The 18,210-nt window shown below is 69.6% G+C and carries 16 protein-coding genes and 1 tRNA gene; 1 reads left to right on the top strand and 16 read right to left on the bottom strand.

Translation table 11 applies throughout. From position 1 onward, the window contains the following. Positions 1 to 285 precede the first annotated feature (285 nt). The 15 genes from E4O86_RS11590 to E4O86_RS11660 form a co-directional block, all read right to left on the bottom strand. The gene (locus E4O86_RS11590; protein WP_161140700.1) at positions 286 to 2,565 is read right to left on the bottom strand and encodes a DUF5906 domain-containing protein; all 2,280 of its coding nucleotides are present in this window, start codon (positions 2,563 to 2,565) and stop codon (positions 286 to 288) included. Positions 2,566 to 2,698: 133 nt separating this feature from the next. Then, complete coding sequence (locus E4O86_RS11595) at positions 2,699 to 2,965, bottom strand: hypothetical protein (RefSeq protein WP_161140701.1); 267 nt, start codon at positions 2,963 to 2,965, stop codon at positions 2,699 to 2,701. Positions 2,966 to 3,121: 156 nt separating this feature from the next. After that, positions 3,122 to 4,123: an integrase gene (locus E4O86_RS11600; RefSeq protein WP_161140702.1), complete on the bottom strand. Its 1,002-nt coding sequence runs from the start codon at positions 4,121 to 4,123 to the stop codon at positions 3,122 to 3,124. 78 nt (positions 4,124 to 4,201) lie between these two features. Further along, positions 4,202 to 4,278 (bottom strand) — tRNA-Arg (locus tag E4O86_RS11605). Positions 4,279 to 4,881: 603 nt separating this feature from the next. Continuing rightward, entirely contained in the window at positions 4,882 to 6,402 is a 1,521-nt protein-coding gene (locus tag E4O86_RS11610) for a sensor histidine kinase (RefSeq protein WP_161140703.1), read from the bottom strand. A gap of 35 nt (positions 6,403 to 6,437) precedes the next feature. Beyond that, positions 6,438 to 7,883: a dihydrolipoyl dehydrogenase family protein gene (locus E4O86_RS11615; RefSeq protein ID WP_161140704.1), complete on the bottom strand. Its 1,446-nt coding sequence runs from the start codon at positions 7,881 to 7,883 to the stop codon at positions 6,438 to 6,440. Further along, a complete protein-coding gene (locus E4O86_RS11620) occupies positions 7,876 to 8,631 on the bottom strand; it encodes a TVP38/TMEM64 family protein (protein WP_161140705.1) in 756 nt (251 codons plus the stop codon). The genes E4O86_RS11615 and E4O86_RS11620 overlap by 8 nt, the downstream gene beginning before the upstream one ends. A 94-nt stretch (positions 8,632 to 8,725) precedes the next feature. Then, on the bottom strand, positions 8,726 to 9,706 hold the full coding sequence (locus tag E4O86_RS11625; protein ID WP_161140706.1) for a hypothetical protein: 981 nt from the start codon (positions 9,704 to 9,706) through the stop codon (positions 8,726 to 8,728). A 132-nt stretch (positions 9,707 to 9,838) separates the two neighbouring features. Then, positions 9,839 to 10,573 (bottom strand): aquaporin Z, encoded by a 735-nt coding sequence (gene aqpZ, locus E4O86_RS11630; RefSeq protein ID WP_161140707.1) that lies wholly within the window; start codon positions 10,571 to 10,573, stop codon positions 9,839 to 9,841. Between the two features lie 67 nt (positions 10,574 to 10,640). Further along, positions 10,641 to 11,351: a DUF6064 family protein gene (locus tag E4O86_RS11635; RefSeq protein ID WP_161140708.1), complete on the bottom strand. Its 711-nt coding sequence runs from the start codon at positions 11,349 to 11,351 to the stop codon at positions 10,641 to 10,643. Positions 11,352 to 11,446: 95 nt separating this feature from the next. Beyond that, positions 11,447 to 12,598, bottom strand: coding sequence for an alpha/beta hydrolase family protein (locus tag E4O86_RS11640; protein ID WP_161140709.1), 1,152 nt, complete (start codon positions 12,596 to 12,598; stop codon positions 11,447 to 11,449). Positions 12,599 to 12,668: 70 nt separating this feature from the next. Further along, positions 12,669 to 13,979: a TRAP transporter large permease gene (locus tag E4O86_RS11645; protein ID WP_161140710.1), complete on the bottom strand. Its 1,311-nt coding sequence runs from the start codon at positions 13,977 to 13,979 to the stop codon at positions 12,669 to 12,671. A gap of 5 nt (positions 13,980 to 13,984) precedes the next feature. After that, a complete protein-coding gene (locus E4O86_RS11650; protein ID WP_161140711.1) occupies positions 13,985 to 14,560 on the bottom strand; it encodes a TRAP transporter small permease in 576 nt (191 codons plus the stop codon). 10 nt (positions 14,561 to 14,570) lie between these two features. Then, positions 14,571 to 15,554 carry a TRAP transporter substrate-binding protein gene (locus tag E4O86_RS11655; protein ID WP_343039149.1) on the bottom strand — a complete coding sequence of 328 codons (984 nt, stop codon included), beginning with the start codon at positions 15,552 to 15,554 and terminating at the stop codon, positions 14,571 to 14,573. Positions 15,555 to 15,705: 151 nt separating this feature from the next. Next, complete coding sequence (locus E4O86_RS11660) at positions 15,706 to 16,617, bottom strand: LysR family transcriptional regulator (protein WP_205520840.1); 912 nt, start codon at positions 16,615 to 16,617, stop codon at positions 15,706 to 15,708. 264 nt (positions 16,618 to 16,881) lie between these two features. Between E4O86_RS11660 and E4O86_RS11665 the strand changes: the two genes are divergently transcribed. Then, positions 16,882 to 17,100 carry a hypothetical protein gene (locus E4O86_RS11665; protein ID WP_161140714.1) on the top strand — a complete coding sequence of 73 codons (219 nt, stop codon included), beginning with the start codon at positions 16,882 to 16,884 and terminating at the stop codon, positions 17,098 to 17,100. A gap of 5 nt (positions 17,101 to 17,105) precedes the next feature. On the opposite strand, the gene E4O86_RS11670 is transcribed toward E4O86_RS11665, so the two are convergent. Then, positions 17,106 to 18,210: glycoside hydrolase family 3 C-terminal domain-containing protein (locus E4O86_RS11670; RefSeq protein WP_205520841.1), on the bottom strand; the 1,105-nt coding region annotated here is incomplete at its 5' end.

Below are 18,210 nucleotides of genomic sequence, written 5' to 3' on the forward strand. Positions count from 1 at the left end.
CTGTTGGTAAAAAATCGAAACCGACGGGCATTGCTCAGGTCATGCAAGCAGGCAGAGCCGTCCCGTCGATACTATACACCCCCTCTTTCACTGTCTCACAGTCTCATTGTCTCACCCCTATCTATTCAAACGTGTAATCTATCCAATGTATTAATACTCGGCGAAGAGAGCGAAGAGGGGGGAATGTGGGTGGTTTTGGCTCCGGTCGAGACAACGAGACAGCGAGACGAAGCGGGAGGGCGTGAAGCCCTCCCGCCTCTGCGGCTCTGCCGGTAAGTGCCCTGATCAGGCCCTCCTGGCGAGTTCCTGTGCCCTCTCAGCAGGCGTCGCGTTCCGCCAATAGTCCGGCCGCTTGAGAGCCCAGAGCCGCTCCCGCGCCCCGTCCCCGACCCGCAACTGCTCCAGGTTCACGGCCCCGAGCTGCTTCAGGTAATTGCTCAGCTCGTTCCGCGTCGGCGTGCGGGCCATGCGAGACACGAGTCCCGTCCGCACATCGTCCACAGTGAACAGCTCCCGATGAAACGGGTGGGCACCGTCCTCGATCATCGCCCGAAGCTCCTGCTCCGTCACAGGGCGGGAGGCCTCAATGATCTCGGCCTTGGCGGCCGTCATGGGGGGCGGGGCATCCGGGTCGAAGCCGGTAATGTCCCGCCGCAGCAGGTCGTGAACAAAGACCGGGACCTGATCCAGGCCCTCGTTCCAGAGACGGTTATAATAGGCGTCTGACTGCCGATCCACATCCGAGCGACAGATCCAGAAGCGCCTGTCCCCCTGCGGAAGATCGGTGGGCCGCAGATGGTTCGAGAAGGCGAGGATCAGCTTCGGCGTGCGCGCCGTAAAGCGGGGGATCGCCTTCTCCTCCACTTGCATGTGGTCGTCCGCGATGAAGCGCTTCACGGCCTCGTAGATATCCTTGCGCTTCATGATCCCGAGCTCCTCTAGGACGGCAGCCCGCCTGTTGCCGAGGTGGGCATTGAACCGGCTCTCGAGGTCGGAATTCTCGCAGGTGATCACATTCTCCGACCCGACAATCCGCCCGAGCACAGCCCCGAGGAAGCTCTTCCCCGTGCCCTGACCACCAATCAGAGCCAGCACATGGCGGAGCTTCGCGGTCGGTTGCTGGACTAGGTGGGCGAAGGAATCGAGCAGATGTCGTCGCTCGACCTCATTCGGAATGAGGTACTCCAGATGCTCATGGATGATGCTGGCGTCGCCCGCCTCCGGTTGCACCCCCGTGTCCTGCCAGGCATTGAGGACATCTCCGCTCGAGGTCGGAATGAACCTCTGTTCCACCCCCGGCAGATAATCCACCGCCTCGACCTTTCGGGTGAAGCGATGCTCGATGAGGAGGCTCACCGGCGTCTTGTCACCCGTCATGTGCCTGAACTTGTTCTTGAACGCCCTCTCCGAGTACGTCCGCATGGTCGAGAGATCGACGAAAAGACCGGTGTTGATCACGAGAACGTGGTTCGCCATGAGCTCCGCAGCCGCAGGAGACAACCGACCGAGCTGGAGAGGCGTCTTCAAGGCACCGCCCCTGAAGGGGCACCCGGTGCAGTCGACACACGCCAGCTCGCTCGCGATGCTGTCACAGGTCCGTGGCCCGGCGCTCTCCAGAGCACGGTGAAGCTTCGCCTGCGTCTCCTCCTCGTTGTAGCGGGGATCCGCCTTGGACAGCTGGTGGAAGGCCTGCTCGCCCTTGTCGCAACGGCCGACAATGCTCGAGAGGGCATACCACTCCGGCTCGGGCAGGTGCTCCATCCGACAAACGCAGCTCCGCACCCACCGGCAGCCGGCCGTGATGGCGGTCAGGCGAAGCCTCTCTCGGTCGCTCGAACTGTTGTCGTTCGCAGCGAGGAACTCTGGCAGCCCTCCGCGGGAGGTCGCAGGCTTCGAGGTGGTGACCCCAAGCCGCTGGGCAACGGCTTGAAGGACCTCCTCTAGGTCCTGGGGCGAGTACCGCTTCTCCAGGTCGAGCGACACGAGGGTCACCAGCTTCGGAGGGTTGGTCTTGTGGTTGAACGTCCCCGGAATCCGGGTGAGGCGGACGAGGTCCGAGGTGTTGTCGAAGGTCCAGCCCTTCTTCTTGGCCGCCCCGATGATCAGGTTGTGCCAGGCCTTCGAAAGCCAGGCCATCCGGTCGCGCTCGGCATTGGAAACGAACTCCCAGATGTTGGGAAGGCGCCACTGCCAGTACTGGCCATTCCCCGAGTTGATGATCGCGGTCGGGTCCGGCAGCCCGATCTCGCGTACAAAGTCGAGAGCCTCGTCGCCAGTGGCAGGCAGATCGGTCTTCGCGTGAACCCCCCTCACATCCGAGCAGAGGTCGGCATCGAAACTGATGCAGGGCACACCACAGACACCAGCAGACTTGCGTCCGTTCAAAGCGTTGTGCTGCAGACCAATGGAATGGTAGACGTTGTCATTCTCCGCGGCCTGGAGCATGAACGCCTCCGCCTCGTCAAGCTGACTCCAGCTGAAGAAGTTGGTCTGTCCGCTCTTCTGCCTCCAAACATTCAGATATCCGGCACTGGCGCCGGCATACAGACTGCTCAAGTAACTCACGACTGCATCCTTATCTTGCTACCTGCCGCAAGAAGCTACGGCAGGCGTTGACTTAGCGTCGGAGAAGTCGTGTTGGTATGTGAGAAGCACGCAAGTTTGCAAACATGCGAGCTTTGCTCGGACAGCCGTCCGCTCAATCGTCGTCGAGGGCCGGCAGCGCCGACCCCGAGAAGGCCTCCTCATAGGCCTCCGAGATCCGACGCTCCACATGGAGAATCATGCTCGAGAGCGGCATGCCACGCTCCCGCATCAGCTTGGTGGCACGCCGGAAATTGATGAAGGTGCTATCCTCGGCGGCGAGGATGCCGATGTCGTCGTTCTCGTAGAAGACGTCGATATGGTAGGCAACCTCGTTGACCATGTCGGCGAAAATGTTGATAAGCGTCTGGTCGTGCTGCATTTTTGATCCCTGGGAATTTTGAATTGCGCGCTGCGCCGGGTTCATTCAGCTCCGGCTCTCTCGCCGGAAGGAGTGGACTTTTTTCTGCGTTGGCAGGCGGATCGGCAGCCCATAGGCCCACACAGGCTCCGCCCGGCGAAACGGGATCTCACCATTTCACATGGCCGCCTCCCTCAGCTTCAGGGCGATCTTGGCAGCCTCCAGATGCGTGTACCGCATCAGCTGCCGGGTATCGCGATGGCCGGAGATCAGGGCGACCTCGGGCAGCGACAGCCCCATTTCGAAGAAGCGCGAGATCGCCTCGTGGCGAAGGTCATGGAAATGGAGGTCTTCGATCCCGGCGCGCTTCACGAGCCGTTGCCAGGCGAGCCGGACAGCATTCGCCGTCACCGGAAATACCCGGTCCTGATCCAGCGCGTGGCGCTTGACCGAATCGAGAACCGTCAGCGCCTGGTCGGACAAGGGAATGGTCCGGGCCCGCCCGTTCTTCGTCACGGCGATCAGGAGGATGTTCCGCTCGCGATCGATGTCACACCAGCGCATGCGGAGGATTTCCCCCCTACGCATCCCGGTGGCGGCCGCGAAGGCAATGATCTCCGCCAGGAGCGGCGTTCGGGATCCGGCGAGTGCAACTCCGAGCCGCCGAGCGTCCTCGGCCGTGAATCGCCTGGTCCGAGCCTTTGCCGGCTGAGGCTTGCGGACCGGATCAACGGGGTTCGCGGCCAGCGGTACGCCCCATTCCCGCCGGGCGGTTTCGATCACCTGCCGGATGAGAACCAGGTCCTGGCGGACGGTCTCACCCGATACGGTCTCGAGGCGTTCGTCCCGGAAGCTCGCGACCAACTCCGACGTGATCCGCGTGACCGGATGACGCGCAAGTGCGTGCCGCCGGATGAGACCGATCCGATACCGTTCGACGGGAAAGCTTCGCTTCTCCGGGCTGACATCCCTGAGATACCGGTCCAGCAACGCCCCGAGCGTGGGCGCGGCCGCTTGGTTTCGAGCGGGTCGATCGTCGCCGCGTTCCAGCCCTGCCTCGACCAACCTGGCCCAGGCCTCCGCATCCCGCTTTGTCGAGAAACTCTTCGAAACCGGTGCGGCGCCCTGCCGACGGATCTGGGCCTGCCACTTGCCGGATCGCTTGCGAAAGCTCGCCATGCCTCACGTCCACTGTGACGCCAGTGTGACAAGAGACTGCGAAGCGATTGTCCTGGGCCGCTAAGTCCTTGGACTTATTGGCGCGCCGGAGAGGATTCGAACCCCTGACCCCCAGATTCGTAGTCTGGTGCTCTATCCAGCTGAGCTACCGGCGCCCGGGCGGGGAGGCCCCGCCGCGAAGTGGGCCACACCTAATGGCTCGCCGGCGCGATTGCAAGCATTGTCGACCCCTTCGCCGCCTTTCGCGCATGGCGGTCCGGCGGCCCCGGGAAGGACCGGTCCGGCCCCTGCCAAGCGCCGGCGAAGGGCCTGAGGCTCCCGCAAATGCGGCGCAGGAAGGAGCGATCCGGCCGCGCCGCACGCCAGGGACAGGCTGAGGCCGCTCACAAATGCCGCCGGCACGCGCGAAGGAGCGATCCGGCCGTGCCGAACCCGGGAAGGCCCTGAGCCCCTTCCGAATGCGCCTGCCCCGGGAAGGACCGGTCCGGCCGGGCCGGGCGCCGGGGAAGATGAGTCTCTCCCCGCGAATGCGGCGGCGACAGGCACGAAGGGCCGACTGATCCCAGGCGCCGCGAAAAGGGGCAAGCCTCCTCGCGAACGCGGCCGCGACTCATGAAGGACGCCGCGCCGGAGATGAGAGAACGAGCCGGCGCCGCTCACGGATGCCGCGGCCGCATGGCAGACCGGCTCCGCCGCACCGGGCGCCGCGGAGGGGCCTCAGCCTCGTCGCAAAGGCGGCGCGCCAAGAGCCGTCCGGGTCAGGCCGGGCGGCCGTTCGCCTGGCGCCTTGCCCGCAGGTCGACCGGCCGGTCCGGAATCTCGATCTCGAACACGGCGCCGGCGCCGGGCCGCTCGACGAGCCGGATCTCGCCGCCATGGGCGCGCACGATCTCGGCCGCGATAGCGAGGCCGAGCCCGGTGCCGCCCGGCCGCGCGGAGCCGCGGAAGGCGCGGAAGAGCGCCGCCTTCGCCCGCTCGGGAACACCCGGCCCGGTGTCGCAGACGCGGAAGGTCACGACCCCGCCCTGGCGGGCGCCCTCCAGCCAGATCCGCCGGATCACGGCCGGATCGTCGCCCCCGTCGAGCGCGTCGAGCGCGTTCCGGCAGAGATTCATGACGACCCGGAAGAGCTGGTCCGGGTCGGCATCGACCGCAAGCTCCGGCTCGATCCTGTTTTCCCAGGCGATGCGCGGATGGCCGGCGAGCGCGAGCACGTCGGCGACGTCCTCGCCGAGGCGGCGGAGCGCCACGAGCTGCCGGCGCGGCGGCGCCTCGCGCGCCTGGCCGTAGGCGAGCACCGAGCGGGTATAGCCGATGGCGCGGTCGAGGGCGGCGAGGATCTTCGGCGCGAAGCGCTTCACCAGCGGGTCGTCGACATCGCTCAGCCGGTCCGAGAAGAGCTGCGCCGAGGCGAGGATGTTGCGCAGGTCGTGATTGATCTTGGAGACGGCGAGGCCGAGATCGGCGAGGTGCCGCTGCTGGCTGAGCGTCTCCTTCAGCGCGCGCTGCATCGCGGCGAGCCGCTCCTCCGCGATGCCGATCTCGTCGCGCCGGCCCGACGGCGCGATCAGGCTCCCCGGATCCTCCGGGGCTCCGGAGAAGGCGAGCATGCTCGCCGTCAGCCGCTCCATCGGGCGCACGATGATCGCCTTCAGCGCGAGATAGACGAGCGCCGCCGTGATCACCGAGATGGCGAGCGAGAGGAGCAGGATGTTGCGCGAATAATGCGCGAGCGCGGACCGCAGGGCCGCCTGCCGGATGACCACCTCGAAGCGCTCGGTCCCGGCGAGCGGGGGACCGTTGACGAGGATCATGCCGTCGCCGGGCGTGAGCAGCGCGCCGAAGGCGGCTTGCACGCTGTCGAGCGGCTTCAGCTCCGTCAGATCGTGGACGGCGGCGACCTCCTCCGGCATGTCGTGGGCCGAGATCAGCCACCGTTCGCCGCGCGTGCGCACCGCGATCGCCTCGATGCCGGCGGCCTGCAGCAGGTCCTCCTCGATTCCGGGCTTCAGCCCGGGATCGGCCGGCGCCGTCACCACCATGGCGATCAGCGCCGCGGTGTCGAGCTTCTCCTTCAGCCAGCTGTTGCGGAAGTTGGCGATCGAGGGAATGTAGATCAGCACCTCCGCCACCATCACGAAGAGGATGGTGAGGAGGAGCAGCTTGTTGCTGAGGCTGAGGAGCGCGGTCGCGCGCGCCGGCGGCGGGCCGGACCCAGGCCGCGCCGACGCGCCCTCCGTCGCGTGACGGCCGCTCTCCTCCGGCCCGGCGGCATTCATGGGTTCGTCCCTGCCCGTAGCCGCCCGATTCAACATCAGCCGAGCCGCTTGAGCAAGCGGATGAGGCGACGGAGCACCGGGCTGCCGGCGAACGGGGCGTAGTAGGAGACGGCGGCCCGGCGCGCCGTCTCGCCGCGCGTCGGATAGGGCAGGACGAGCCCGGAGAGCGCCCGCACGCCGAGCCGCCCGGCAATTGCGAGCGCGTAGATCCCGGCGAGCTCGCTCGCGCTGCGGCCGACGATGCCGGCGCCGAGGATCCGGCCGCGCGGCCCGACCACCAGTTTCACGAGCCCCGTCGTGTCGCGCTCGGTCCAGGCCCGGTCGTTCTCGGAGAAGGGCCAGGAGAGGGTCGAGACGTTCGGAAATCTCGTCCGGGCCTGGTGCTCCGTAAGCCCGACCTGCACGAGCTCGGGATCGGTATAGGTCGCCCAGGGGAGGACGTCCGGATCGAGCCTGCCGCCGAACCGGAAGAGGATGGTGCGCAGGACCCGGTCCGCCTGATAGGCCGCCCAGTGCGTGAATTGCGGCCCGCCATTCACGTCCCCGATCGCGAAGACGCGCCGGTTGGAGGTGCGGAGCCGCGCATCGACGGCGATCCCGCGCGGCCCGTGGGCGATGCCGGCCGCGTCGAGGTCGAGCGCCGCGATGTCGGGCCGGCGGCCGACCGCGACCAGGAGATGGCTGCCCGCTTCCGCACGCGTCTCGCCGCCGCCTTCCACCGTGACGACGACGCCGCCGCCGGCCCGCCGCGACACCGCCGTCGCGCGCGCGCCCTCGCGGATGACGACGCCCTCGGCGCGCAGCCTGGCGGTCACGATCGCGGCGAGCTCCGGGTCGTCGCGGGAGAGCGCCCGCTCCGCCTCGAGCACGACGACCTCCGAGCCGAGCCGGCGGAAGGCCTGGGCCATCTCGATGCCGATCGGACCGCCGCCGAGGACGACGAGCCGCGCCGGCAGGTCCTCGAGATCGAAGAGCGATTCGTTGGTGAGGTAGGAGACGTCGGAAAGGCCGGGGATCGGCGGCACCAAGGGTCTCGAGCCGGTCGCCACCACGAAGCGGCGGCCGCGGATCGAAAGATCGCCGACGCGGAGCGTCTCCGGATCGGCGAAGCGGGCCTCGCCGGCGACGACCCGGACGCCGAGGCCGGTGAAGCGCGCGACGGAATCGTTCGGCGCGATGGCCTCGATCACCGAGCGGACATGGGCAGCGACGGGCGCAAGCGCCCCGGCCGTTCCGGGCGCGGGAGCCTCGAGCCGGGCGCCGATGCCGAATTCCGCCGCCTCGCGGACCGCCTGGGCGTGCCTCGCCGCGGCGATCAGGGCCTTGGAGGGTACGCAGCCGGTATTGAGGCAGTCGCCCCCCATCCGCCCCTTCTCGACGAGGACGACGCTCTCGCCGAAGGCGGCCGCCCCGGCCGCGACGCTGAGCCCGGCCGAGCCGGCGCCGATCACGCAGAGATCGGGGGCGAGCGTCTCAGACATCGGCCGAGGCCGCGCGGTGCTCTTCCGCGCGGCGGTTCCGGACGCGCCGCAGGAGCGCCGGGACGAGGGCGAGGAGGGCGAGGAGGGCGAAGGCGGCGACGAGCTTCGGCGGAAGCAGCGGACCCCCGGCATCGACCAGGGCCTCCAGTCCCTCCCCGACATAGGCATAGGCGAAGGTGCCGGGCACGATGCCGAGCGCGGTGGCGGCGACGAAGGGCAGGAGCCGCATGCCGAAGAGCGCGGGGGCGAGATTGACGAGCCAGAACGGGAAGACCGGCGCGAGCCGCAGGAACAGGAGGTAGGAGAAGGCGTTGGCGGCGAAGCCTTCGCGCAGGCGCTGGAGGCGCGGTCCGCCGCTCGCCGCGAGCCAGGCGCCGAGCGAGGTGCGTGCGGCCAGGAAGAGGGTGGTCGCGCCGAGCGTCGCCGCCGCGACCGTGAGGAGCCCGCCATAGAGCCAGCCGAAGGCGAAGCCGCCGAGCACGGTCATCAGCGAGGCGCCCGGAATCGAGATCGCGACGGCCGCGGCATAGGCGCCGACATAGGCGAGCGGGGCGAGCACGGGATGGCGATCGACGAAGGCGCCGAAGGCGCGCGCCTCCTCCGCCAGCACGTCGAGCTGCAGCCAGCGCTCGAGGCCGAGCGCATAAGCGAGCGCAAGGGCTGCGGCGAGCGCGAGGATCGGCAGGAAGCGCAGGAGCCCGCGGCGCGGCGCGCCCGCTCCGGTCTTCCCTTGCTCGCGGGTAGCCATCGTCTCCCCCGGTTCTGCCGGCGGGGACGATGTATAGGCTTTCGCGCCCGGCGTAACCGGCCTCAAGCCGAATTGATGGGCCCCGGGAACCGCGTCACCGCCCCGTGACGCGCATTTGCGCGCGGCCGGGCAGGCGGAGCGCGACGGCACGGTAGACGGGCCGCATCAGGAGCGGACTGAGGAACATCGGGATCTGAAAGCAGCCGACGAGCACCATCAGCGGTTCCATCTGGTCGGCGGGAAGGGCGGCGAGGAAGAGCGCCATGTTGCGGCTGCCGGCGCAGACGCCGACGGCGCCGACCTCGCGGAAGTCGGCCTGCGGCCGCACGAGGCCGTAGACCAGCGCGCCCGCGGCCTGCAGCCCGAAGCAGAGCGCGAAGGTGTAGAGGAGGTCGCCGAGAAGGGCGACGGGCGCGGCGAAAAGGGCCGGCTGGACGGCGTCCATCAGGCCGAGGATGAAGAAGGCGAGAAGAATGGCGGAGATCCCGCCGATCGCCTGGTCGGCCTCAGGGTCGAGCGTCTTCAGCCATTTCCGGCGCACGAGGACCGCGCCGCCGACCGAGACGAGGATGATGGCGGCGAGACGGAGCGTCGGGCCGAGAAGCTCGAGATCGCCGCTGCCGAGCGCGAGCCGGAGCGGCAGCGGCGAGGTGAGCGGCAGGAGAAGCGTGCCGGCGACGAGCAGCCGGAGCGCGAGCGCGCCGGAGAATCCGAGGAGCTGGGAGACGGGTGGCGTGCCGGTGGTCGCGCAGGCGGCGGCGATCATGACGAGATAGGTCGCCCGCGGCCCGCTCCAGCCGGCGAGCGCGACGAGCGCTGCCACCGCGACCGGAAGGACGAACTGCAGCGCCACGACGAGGAGCGCATCGTGGATGATCGTGGCCCGCGTCGGTGCCGCGCGGACCGGATCGACCCGCAGCGCGGCGAAGAAGAGCAGGCCGAAGACCAGCTCGGTGAAATGCGCGCGCGGGCCGCCCGCCGCCTGCGGCCAGAGCAGGCCGGCGGCGAGGCCGGCGATCAGCATCCACTGGCCCCGGGCGCCGACCAGCGCGAACAGGCGAACGATCATGCGCATCGCCGCGCTCCTAGCGCGGATCGCCTTGCGCAGGAAGGACTTGGGCGCCGGGAGAAGGAGAGACGGGGCCGCCCGCCGGGGACGATGGGACCCGGCGGCCGGCCGGGCCCGGTGTCGACCGCAGCGGCGCGGTCACGCGCTCTTCAGCGCGTCCGTGCCGGTGACCTCCGCCGAAGGCTCCTCCGAGAGCCAGCGATAGGCGAGCGCGCCGAGGATCCCGCCCGCGATCGGGGCGAGCCAGAACAGCCAGAGCTGGGCAAGAGCCCAGCCGCCGACGAACAAGGCGGGGCCGGTCGACCGCGCGGGATTGACCGAGACGTTGGTGACCGGGATTCCGATCAGGTGGATGAGGGTCAAGGCGAGGCCGATCGCGAGCGGCGCGAAGCCGGTCGGAGCCTTGCCGTGCGTCGCGCCCATGATGACGAACAGGAACATGGCCGTCAGCACCAGTTCGGCCACGAGCGCATTGGGCAGGCCGTATTTTCCGGGCGAGTGCTCGCCATAGCCGTTCGCCGCCAGCCCGTTGACCGAGAGATCGAAGCCGGGCGCCCCGCCGGCAATGTAGGCGAGGAGGCCGGCGGCGACGATCGCGCCTGCGACCTGCGCGACGACATAGGGCAGGATCTGGCCGGCCGGAAAGCGCCCCGCGGCGGCGAGGCCGACCGTCACGGCGGGGTTGAGATGGCAGCCGGAGACGTGGCCGATCGCATAGGCCATGGTGACCACGGTGAGGCCGAAGGCGAGCGAGACGCCGACGAGCCCGATGCCCACCTCGGGGAACCCCGCCGCGAGAACGGCGCTGCCGCATCCGCCGAAGGTGAGCCAGAACGTTCCGATTCCCTCCGCCACATATGCTCTCGTATTCATCCGCTGCCTCCAGCCGACGCCGCCCGGGGGCGTCACTTTGCAGGCTAACCGAGTCGCCGCCGGCGGCCTAGGGTTCCGAGGCGTGCAATCTACCGAAGGCGGAACGACGGCGGCCGGGCCGGACGCCTCGGCCGGACGTCACGCCGGACGCGCCGCGGCGGCTCGCAAGCGCCGCGATCATTGCGGGGCCGCTCGCAAGCAGCACCCAGTCCTGCGGGATGGCGAGGAGGAAGGCGGCCGAGCCGCCGACAAGCGTCCAGAGCAGCGGGACGGCGAGGAGATGCGCGCCGACGCGCCCGGCCGTCAGCAGGAAGAGGCCGAGCGTGAAGAGGACGAGCGGGCAGGGCGTGATCCCGAAGGCGGGGACGGCCGGATAGCCCGGGCCGAGGAGGCGCCCGATCAGCGGATAGAGGAAGCCGGCATAGACGAGGAGCCCAGCGCCGAGGATGCCGGAGAGGCCGCCGCGTGGGGCGAAGAGCGGGCCGCCGCCGCGGACTGCCTCGCCGAGGAGGAGCAGCCCCTCCGCCGCGAAGAGGCCCGCGAAGACGTAGCCGGCCGGGCTCAGCTTGGCGAGGAACAGGCCGAGATAGACGATCCCGGTGAAGAGCCATTGCAGAGCGAGAAGGGCGAGGAGCGCGCGGCTGCGGGCGCGGCTCGGCCACAGCACGAGCGCGACGAGGAGCGGCGCGAGCATGAAGGCGGCCATTTCGGCCGGCCAGAAGATCCGGTTGTAGGCCGCGAAGACGGCGACGAACGCGTCGTGGCTGAACGGAAGCATCCGGGACATCCCGTTTCGAACGTCCCGACATCTCGCACGCGGACCAGCGCCCCACCTTGATCGAAATCAGGGGTACGGCTCAGCAATTCCGCGCTTCAGCCCGGAAGCCGCGAAAGCTTCTCCTTCAGCCAGCGGAACGAGGCGGGCGCCCATTCCCGGTAATACTTGAACGCGCAATGGCCGGCATCGGCGTAGACGCGCGCCTCGCGCCCGGTGACGGGCCCGTGCTCCAGCATGAAATAGATGTTGCCGATCGGCGCGAGATGGTCGTGCTTGCCGTTGATCATCAGGATCGGCTGGGTGATGCGGTCGAGAATGCCGAGTTCGGAGAGCGCCCATTTCCGGAACAGCGCCGCCTCGGTCTCCGCCGACCATTCGGGGAACGAGGGCCCGCCGCCGGCCGGGCCGAAGACGAAGGCACGACGCCGGTTGCGCGCCTCCACGACGGCCGCCGTCTCCGCCTCCGAGAGCCGGTAGCCGAACGGATGGCCGGCGACGGCGACGACGGCGCGCACCATCTCCGGGTAGGTGCCGGCGAGCTGCATGACGGAATAGCCGCCGCGGCTGATGCCGAAGGCGCCGATCCGCCCGGCGTCGATCTCCGGCCGCGCGGCGAGCCAGTCGATCGCGGCGACCCAGGCCCGCACAGAATCCGGCTCCCAGGGAAACGGGTTCTCGCCGGTGCCGGGCGCATCCATCACGAGCGAGGCGAGGCCTTCCGAAAGCGCCATCTCGGCGGCCCAGCCGCGATCCTCCTTGAAGACGTCCGAGCCGCACATGATGAGGACAGCCGGGACCGGCCGGTCGGAGCGCGGCGCGCGGAAATGGGCGCGGATCGACCGGCCGTCGCAGGCGACCTCGACGATTTCGAGCGGCGGGTCGAGGTGGCGCGAGGCCTTGCGGTAGGCGCGCGCGCAATCGGCGCTCGCCTCGGCCTTCAGCGGCGAGATCTCGCCGGGGAAGCGGGCGATGGCGTAATAGGTCTTCGCCTCGAGATATTCCTTGCGCGCGCCGGCGTGGTCGCCGGCCGCCTCGAGCCGGTCGCCCGCCTCCTCGTGCTGGCCGCCCGCCGCGCGCCAGAGCGGGACCCAGTCCTCCTCGGTCGTCGCCTCCAGCCGGCCGACCAGCGCCCTCAGCTCGCCGAGATCGTCGAACATCGAAAGCCAGCGGCGGTAGAAGCCGCCGTGCTGGACCTTGAAGGGGTCCTCGTCCGGCGCGAAGCCGGGTTCCTGTGGCTGGACGTTCATGGCTTCCTCCCGGCCGCAATCTCCGCCGCTGCCCGCCGGACGATCCGCTGCCGCGCCGGTCCCGTCAAGCTCAGGCCGGGGCGGCGCGCATGTAGTCCGGCAGCCAGGTGACGAGGCCCGGAAAGGCGATCAGGATGAAGACCATCGCGACCATGACGAGGAACATCGGCAGCGCCGCGGCGGCGATGTAGCCCATGTCGTGCCGCGTCATGCCCTGGAGCACGAAGAGGTTGAAGCCCACGGGCGGCGTGATCTGCGCCATCTCGACCACGACGACGACGAAGATGCCGAACCAGATCACGTCGATCCCGGCCTGCCGGATCATCGGCTCGACGATCGCCATGGTGAGCACGACGGAGGAGATGCCGTCGAGAAAGCAGCCGACCACGATGTAGAAGACGAGGAGCGCCATCAGGAGCTCGAAGCGCGAGAGCTCGAGCGCGGCGATCGCGGCGGCCGCCGCGCGCGGCAGCCCCGTGAAGCCCATGGCGAGCGACAGGAAGGCCGAGCCGGCGAGGATGAGCGCGATCATGGCGGAGGTGCGCGTCGCCCCCATCAGGCTGGCGGCGAAGCGCTCCCAGTCGAGCGAGCGCTGCGCCGCCGCGAGCGCGAGTGCGCCGAGAACGCCGAAGGCCGCCGCCTCCGTTGCCGTCGCGATGCCGAGATAGATCGAGCCGATCACCACTAAAATGAGGCCGAGCACGGGAAGGAGGAAGCGGCTCGCCGCCAGCTTCTCGCGGAAGCCCGTGCGCGGCTCCGGCGGCGGCAGCTCCGCCGGCCGCATCAGCGACCAGGCGATCACGTAGGCGGCGAAGAGGAGCGCGAGGACGAGCCCCGGCACGATGCCGGCGATGAAGAGCTTCGAGATCGATTCGTTGATCGTCACCCCGTAGACGATGAGGGTGAGCGAGGGCGGGATCATCAGGCCGAGCGTGGCGGCGCCGGCGAGCGTCCCGATCGTCATCCGCTCCGGATAGGCGCGCCGGCGGAGTTCCGGGATGGTCATGCGCCCGACCGTCGCAAGCGTTGCGGCCGAGGAGCCGGAAACGGCGGCGAAGAGCGTGCATCCGGCGATGTTGGTGTGCAGCAGCCGGCCCGGCAGCGGCGCCACCCAGGGGGCGAGCCCGCGGAACATGTCCTCGGAGAGACGGGTGCGGTAGAGGATCTCGCCCATCCAGATGAAGAGCGGCAGCGCGGTCAGCGACCACGAGGAGGAGGCCGTCCAGATCGTGGTGATCATGGCGTCGCCGGCCGGCCGGCTGGTGAAGAGGATCATGCCGGCATAAGCGACGCCGAGGAGCGCGAGACCGACCCAGACTCCGGAGGCGAGCAGGAAGAAGAGGATCGCGACGAAAAGGAGCGTGAGCTCGAACTCGTGCATTCCGGCTACTCCCCCTGCGCCTCGTCGAGCGTATCGGCGCGGATGCCGGACTCCCCGGTCGCGGCCAGCCGGACCAGATGGTCCAGGAAGCAGATGCCGAGGAGCACCGCGCCCGCCGCCATGGCGAGCTGCGGGATCCAGAGCGGCGTCGCGTCCTGACCCTGGCTGACGTCGCCGAAGCGGTAGGACCAGCGGACCGCTTTGACCGCGTACCACGCGAAGTAGAAGGAGAGACCGGTCCCGACCGCGAAGCACCAGAGCTCGGCGAAGAAGCGGAAGCGGCCGAGCCGCGCCAGGACGAGGCTGACCCGGATATGGACGCCGCGGTCGAACGCGTGCGCGAAGGCGAGGAAGGAGGCCGCCGCCATCGCGTAGCCGGCATATTCCCCGGAGCCTGGAAAGCGGATGCCGGTCCAGCGGGCCGCCATCTGGAGGAAGACGACGACGAGGATGCCGACCAGCGCGACGGCACCGGCCACCCCGCCGGCGAGATAGAGTGCGTCGAGCGCCCCGCGCAGCCTGCGGGCGAACCGGGGGAGCCCGCCCTCCTTGTTCACCGGCGCGGCCGGCGGAGCCGCCATCGTGGCCGGCTCACTTGCCCCGGTAAGCGTCGATGATCGCCTTGCCGTCGTCCCCCGCCTGCTTCAGCCATTCCCCGGTCATCACCTCGCCATATCCCTTGAGGTCGCTCGCGAGCGCATCGGCCGGCTTCTCGACCTTCATGCCGTTGTCGCTGAGCCCCTTCAGGGTCCGGCCGGTATAGTCCTTGGCCATCTGGAGCCCGCGCGTGGCGGCCTCGGCGGCGCAGTCCTCGACCGCCTTCCGGTCCGTCTCGGAGAGGCCCTCGAACGCATCCTTGTTGGCGAAGACCGTGTTGCGCGGCAGCCAGGCGTCGACCTCGTAGAAATAGCCGAGCTGCTCCCACACCTTGGAATCGTAGCCGGTGGCGCCCGACGAGATGAAGCTGTCGACGACGCCGGTGGCGAGCGCCTGGCTGAGCTCCGCCGCTTCGATCTGGACCGGCTGCATGCCGGCGAGCTCGGCGATCCGCGCGGTGGCGGCGTTGTAGGCGCGGAACTTCACCCCCTTGAGGTCCGCCGCCGAGGCGATCGGCTTCTTGGTGTAGAGGCCCTGCGGCGGCCAGGCGACCGAGTAGAGGTAGACGAGGTTCTGGCTGTCGAGCAGCGCCGCGACCTTCGGTTCGGCCGCGGTCCAGAGCTTCTCCGCATCGTCGAACGAAGTCGCCAGGAACGGGATCGAATCGACGCCGAAGAGGACGTTCTCGTTGGCATGCGCGGAGAGCAGCCGCTCGCCGATCGGCGCCTGCCCCGTCTGCACCGCCCGCTTGATGTCGTTGCCCTTGAAGAGCGCGCCGTTCGGGTGCGTGACGATGGTGACGGCGCCCTTGGTGGCGTCGGTCACGCACTTGCCGAACGCGGCGGCATTCTCCGAATGGAAGTTCGAGGCGGGATAGGCGAGCGGCATGTCCCAGGTTTCGGCGGCCGCGACGCCGGTCAGGAGCGCGGCGCCCGCCGCGGCGCCGGACAGGGCTTGGATCACTGATTTGAACGTCACGTCTCCCTCCATCGCTTCCTCCCGCAATAGAAGCGGTCGCGGAACGCCGGCGCAAGCCGGACTTGCGTCGAGGCGGGGGGATGATTGGAAAGGACCGCCCGGAACGCTGGACGGGCGGGGCGACGGCCTTGCGGAGGCGGCTCGTGGCGATTCAGAGCGCGGCGGTGCGGGCCATGCGCCGGACGACGCCCCTGAAGTGCTGGACCGCGCGGGAGCGGTCGCCGCGGCGGTAGACGATCTGGAGCGGCGCATTGATGCCGGGCGCCGCGATCGGCACGTAGACGACATTGCCGGCATCCATGCGCCGCATCGAGGCCGGCACGACCGAAATGCCGAAGCCGGCCGCGACCAGGCTCAGCGTCGAAAGCGTGCGCGGCGTCTCCTGGCCGACATGCGGGCTGAAGCCGGCCGCCACGCAGGCGGCGATGACGGTGTCGTAGAGGCCGGGACCGGCGGACCTGCGATACATCACGAACGTCTCCTCGGCGAGGTCGGCGAGCCGGATGCCGGCCTCCGGCGGATCGGCCGCCAGCCGGTGGCCGGCCGGGACCGCGAGCACCATCGGTTCGTCGAGAACGGATTCGAGCGCGAGTTCCGGCGCGACGCTCGACGGCGTCCGTACGAAGGCGATGTCGAGATGCTCGTGACGGACGAGGTCCGCGAGCTCCACCGTGCCCCATTCCTCCAGTCCGAGCGCGACCTCCGGCCACTCTTCCCGAAAGGCCCGGATCACCGCAGGCACGAAGGGATGGAACCCGGAGGAGCTCGTGAAGCCTGCCGCGAGACGGCCGAGCTCGCCGCGCGCCGTCCGCCGCGCCGCCTCGATCGCCCGGTCGAGCCGGCCGGTCAGGACGCGGCCCTCCTCCGCCAGCACCTTGCCGGCCTCGGTGAGCTCGACGCCCCGCGGCAGGCGGTGGATCAGCGGAACCCCGACGCGCTCCTCGAGCGCCCGGAGCTGGCGGGTGAGCGGCGGCTGCTGGATGCCCAGGCGTTCGGCGGCCCGCGTGATGGTGCCTTCGTCGGCGACGGCGACCAGGTAGGCCAGATGGCGCAGATCGATCATGTCCATACCTTCAGGGTATGCATTCCGCGCCTTCTATATATTGGACCCGGCCGCCGAGGAAGAGTATTCCTGACGGCAAGAGGTGATCGTACGCCTCGTCTTAAATCGGTTCTCCCAGTCATCTCGGCCGCGCGGTCGGCGAATTCCGCGCGTGCCTTTCTTCTTGAGGGGGCTTTCGGGAGTATCCGTGATCCTCTGGGAGAGGAACGACAGCTTTTTATGAACCGTGCGCCGGAATGATCCGGCGCGCGACGGGAGACTATCATGTCCGCGCACGCTTCTTCTGTTACCGGCGCACGGGTAAGCTCCATAGTCAGGCAGAGGTCGGAGCCCGCATGGCGGGCCGCGCTCGGCGCCATCCGGGCAGCGATCCGCATCGCCCAGGCCTTCGACGGCCATCGCCGCCCGTCCGAGGCGGACCTGGCGCGGCTCGGGATCACGGTCCCGATCGCCTGGCGCGACATTCCGCAGATCCGGGACTGAGCGGGTCAGCCCCCCGCGCACTCCACCACCGTCACGAGCTGGTCTGCCGCATCGGCGCTGGTGCCGGCGCGGATCTCGACGGGCCCGGAGGGCCATTCGGGCGTGAGGTCGGACCCGAGCACCCTGAAATCGTCCGGTCCGATCGTGGCGGTCGCGGTGACGGTGGCGCCGGCGCGGATCCAGAGCTGCGTCATCGCCTTCAGCGCCAGCACCGGACGGGCGACCGCACCGCGCAAGGGGCGCACGAAGAAGAACACCGTCGCCCAGCCGTCGGCGCCGCCCTCGTTGGCGACCTCCACGGCGAGCGAGACCGGCACGCCCGGCGCGCAGGGATGAGGGGCGGCGCGCAGGTTCGCGAGCGCGAAGCGCGTGTAGGAGAGGCCGTGTCCGAACGGAAAGAGCGGTCCGACCGGCGCGTCCAGATATTTGCTCGTGTAATGCTGCGGGCCTGCGGGCCGGCCGGTCGGGCGCTCCGCATAGAAGATCGGGATCTGGCCGACCGAGGCGGGCCAGCTCACCGCGAGCCGGCCGGACGGGTTCCACCGTCCGGTGAGGATGTCGGCGACGGCGTTCCCCGCTTCGCTGCCCGGGAACCAGATGGCGAGCACCGCGTCGGCCTTCTCGACGAGCCAGGGCACGACGAGCGGGCGGCCCGAGGCGAGGAGCACGACCACCGGGCGGCCGAGCGCCAGCACCGCTTCGGCGAGCATCCGCTGGCAGGCTGGCAGGACCGGCTCGGCACGGCTTGCCGCCTCCCCGCTCATGCCTGCCGCCTCGCCGAGGCAGAGAAGGACGAGATCGGCCCCGCGCGCGGCCGCGAGCGCCGCCTGCAGGCCGCCGAGATCCGGATCGTCGATGGCGACGCCGGGCTCGTGGGTGATGGAGGCGTCTGGCAGCGCCGCCCGCAGTCCCGCCACGAGGCTCACCGCCTCGCGGCCGTCGCCCGCCCCGTACCACGGCCCGAGCATCTCGGGGGCGGCATCGGCGAGCGGCCCGACCATCGCGATCCGCGCCGCGTCCGGCCCGATCGGAAGGACCGGCCGCTTCAGGCTGAGGAGGACGATCGCGCGCCGCGCCGCCTCGCGCGCGAGCGCGCGGGCCGCCCCGGCT

This window comes from Propylenella binzhouense, from assembly GCF_009866965.1.
Lineage (GTDB): Bacteria > Pseudomonadota > Alphaproteobacteria > Rhizobiales > Afifellaceae > Propylenella > Propylenella binzhouense.

What these genes read in the sequence shown, in the direction of transcription:
- E4O86_RS11595 (WP_161140701.1), bottom strand. Translation starts at nt 2,965, where the DNA reads ATGCAGCACGACCAGACGCTTATCAACATTTTCGCCGACATGGTCAAC.
- E4O86_RS11600 (WP_161140702.1), bottom strand. Translation starts at nt 4,123, where the DNA reads ATGGCGAGCTTTCGCAAGCGATCCGGCAAGTGGCAGGCCCAGATCCGT.
- E4O86_RS11610 (WP_161140703.1), bottom strand. Translation starts at nt 6,402, where the DNA reads ATGAATGCCGCCGGGCCGGAGGAGAGCGGCCGTCACGCGACGGAGGGC.
- E4O86_RS11615 (WP_161140704.1), bottom strand. Translation starts at nt 7,883, where the DNA reads ATGTCTGAGACGCTCGCCCCCGATCTCTGCGTGATCGGCGCCGGCTCG.
- E4O86_RS11620 (WP_161140705.1), bottom strand. Translation starts at nt 8,631, where the DNA reads ATGGCTACCCGCGAGCAAGGGAAGACCGGAGCGGGCGCGCCGCGCCGC.
- E4O86_RS11625 (WP_161140706.1), bottom strand. Translation starts at nt 9,706, where the DNA reads ATGCGCATGATCGTTCGCCTGTTCGCGCTGGTCGGCGCCCGGGGCCAG.
- aqpZ (WP_161140707.1), bottom strand. Translation starts at nt 10,573, where the DNA reads ATGAATACGAGAGCATATGTGGCGGAGGGAATCGGAACGTTCTGGCTC.
- E4O86_RS11635 (WP_161140708.1), bottom strand. Translation starts at nt 11,351, where the DNA reads ATGCTTCCGTTCAGCCACGACGCGTTCGTCGCCGTCTTCGCGGCCTAC.
- E4O86_RS11640 (WP_161140709.1), bottom strand. Translation starts at nt 12,598, where the DNA reads ATGAACGTCCAGCCACAGGAACCCGGCTTCGCGCCGGACGAGGACCCC.
- E4O86_RS11645 (WP_161140710.1), bottom strand. Translation starts at nt 13,979, where the DNA reads ATGCACGAGTTCGAGCTCACGCTCCTTTTCGTCGCGATCCTCTTCTTC.
- E4O86_RS11650 (WP_161140711.1), bottom strand. Translation starts at nt 14,560, where the DNA reads ATGGCGGCTCCGCCGGCCGCGCCGGTGAACAAGGAGGGCGGGCTCCCC.
- E4O86_RS11660 (WP_205520840.1), bottom strand. Translation starts at nt 16,617, where the DNA reads ATGATCGATCTGCGCCATCTGGCCTACCTGGTCGCCGTCGCCGACGAA.
- E4O86_RS11665 (WP_161140714.1), top strand. Translation starts at nt 16,882, where the DNA reads ATGTCCGCGCACGCTTCTTCTGTTACCGGCGCACGGGTAAGCTCCATA.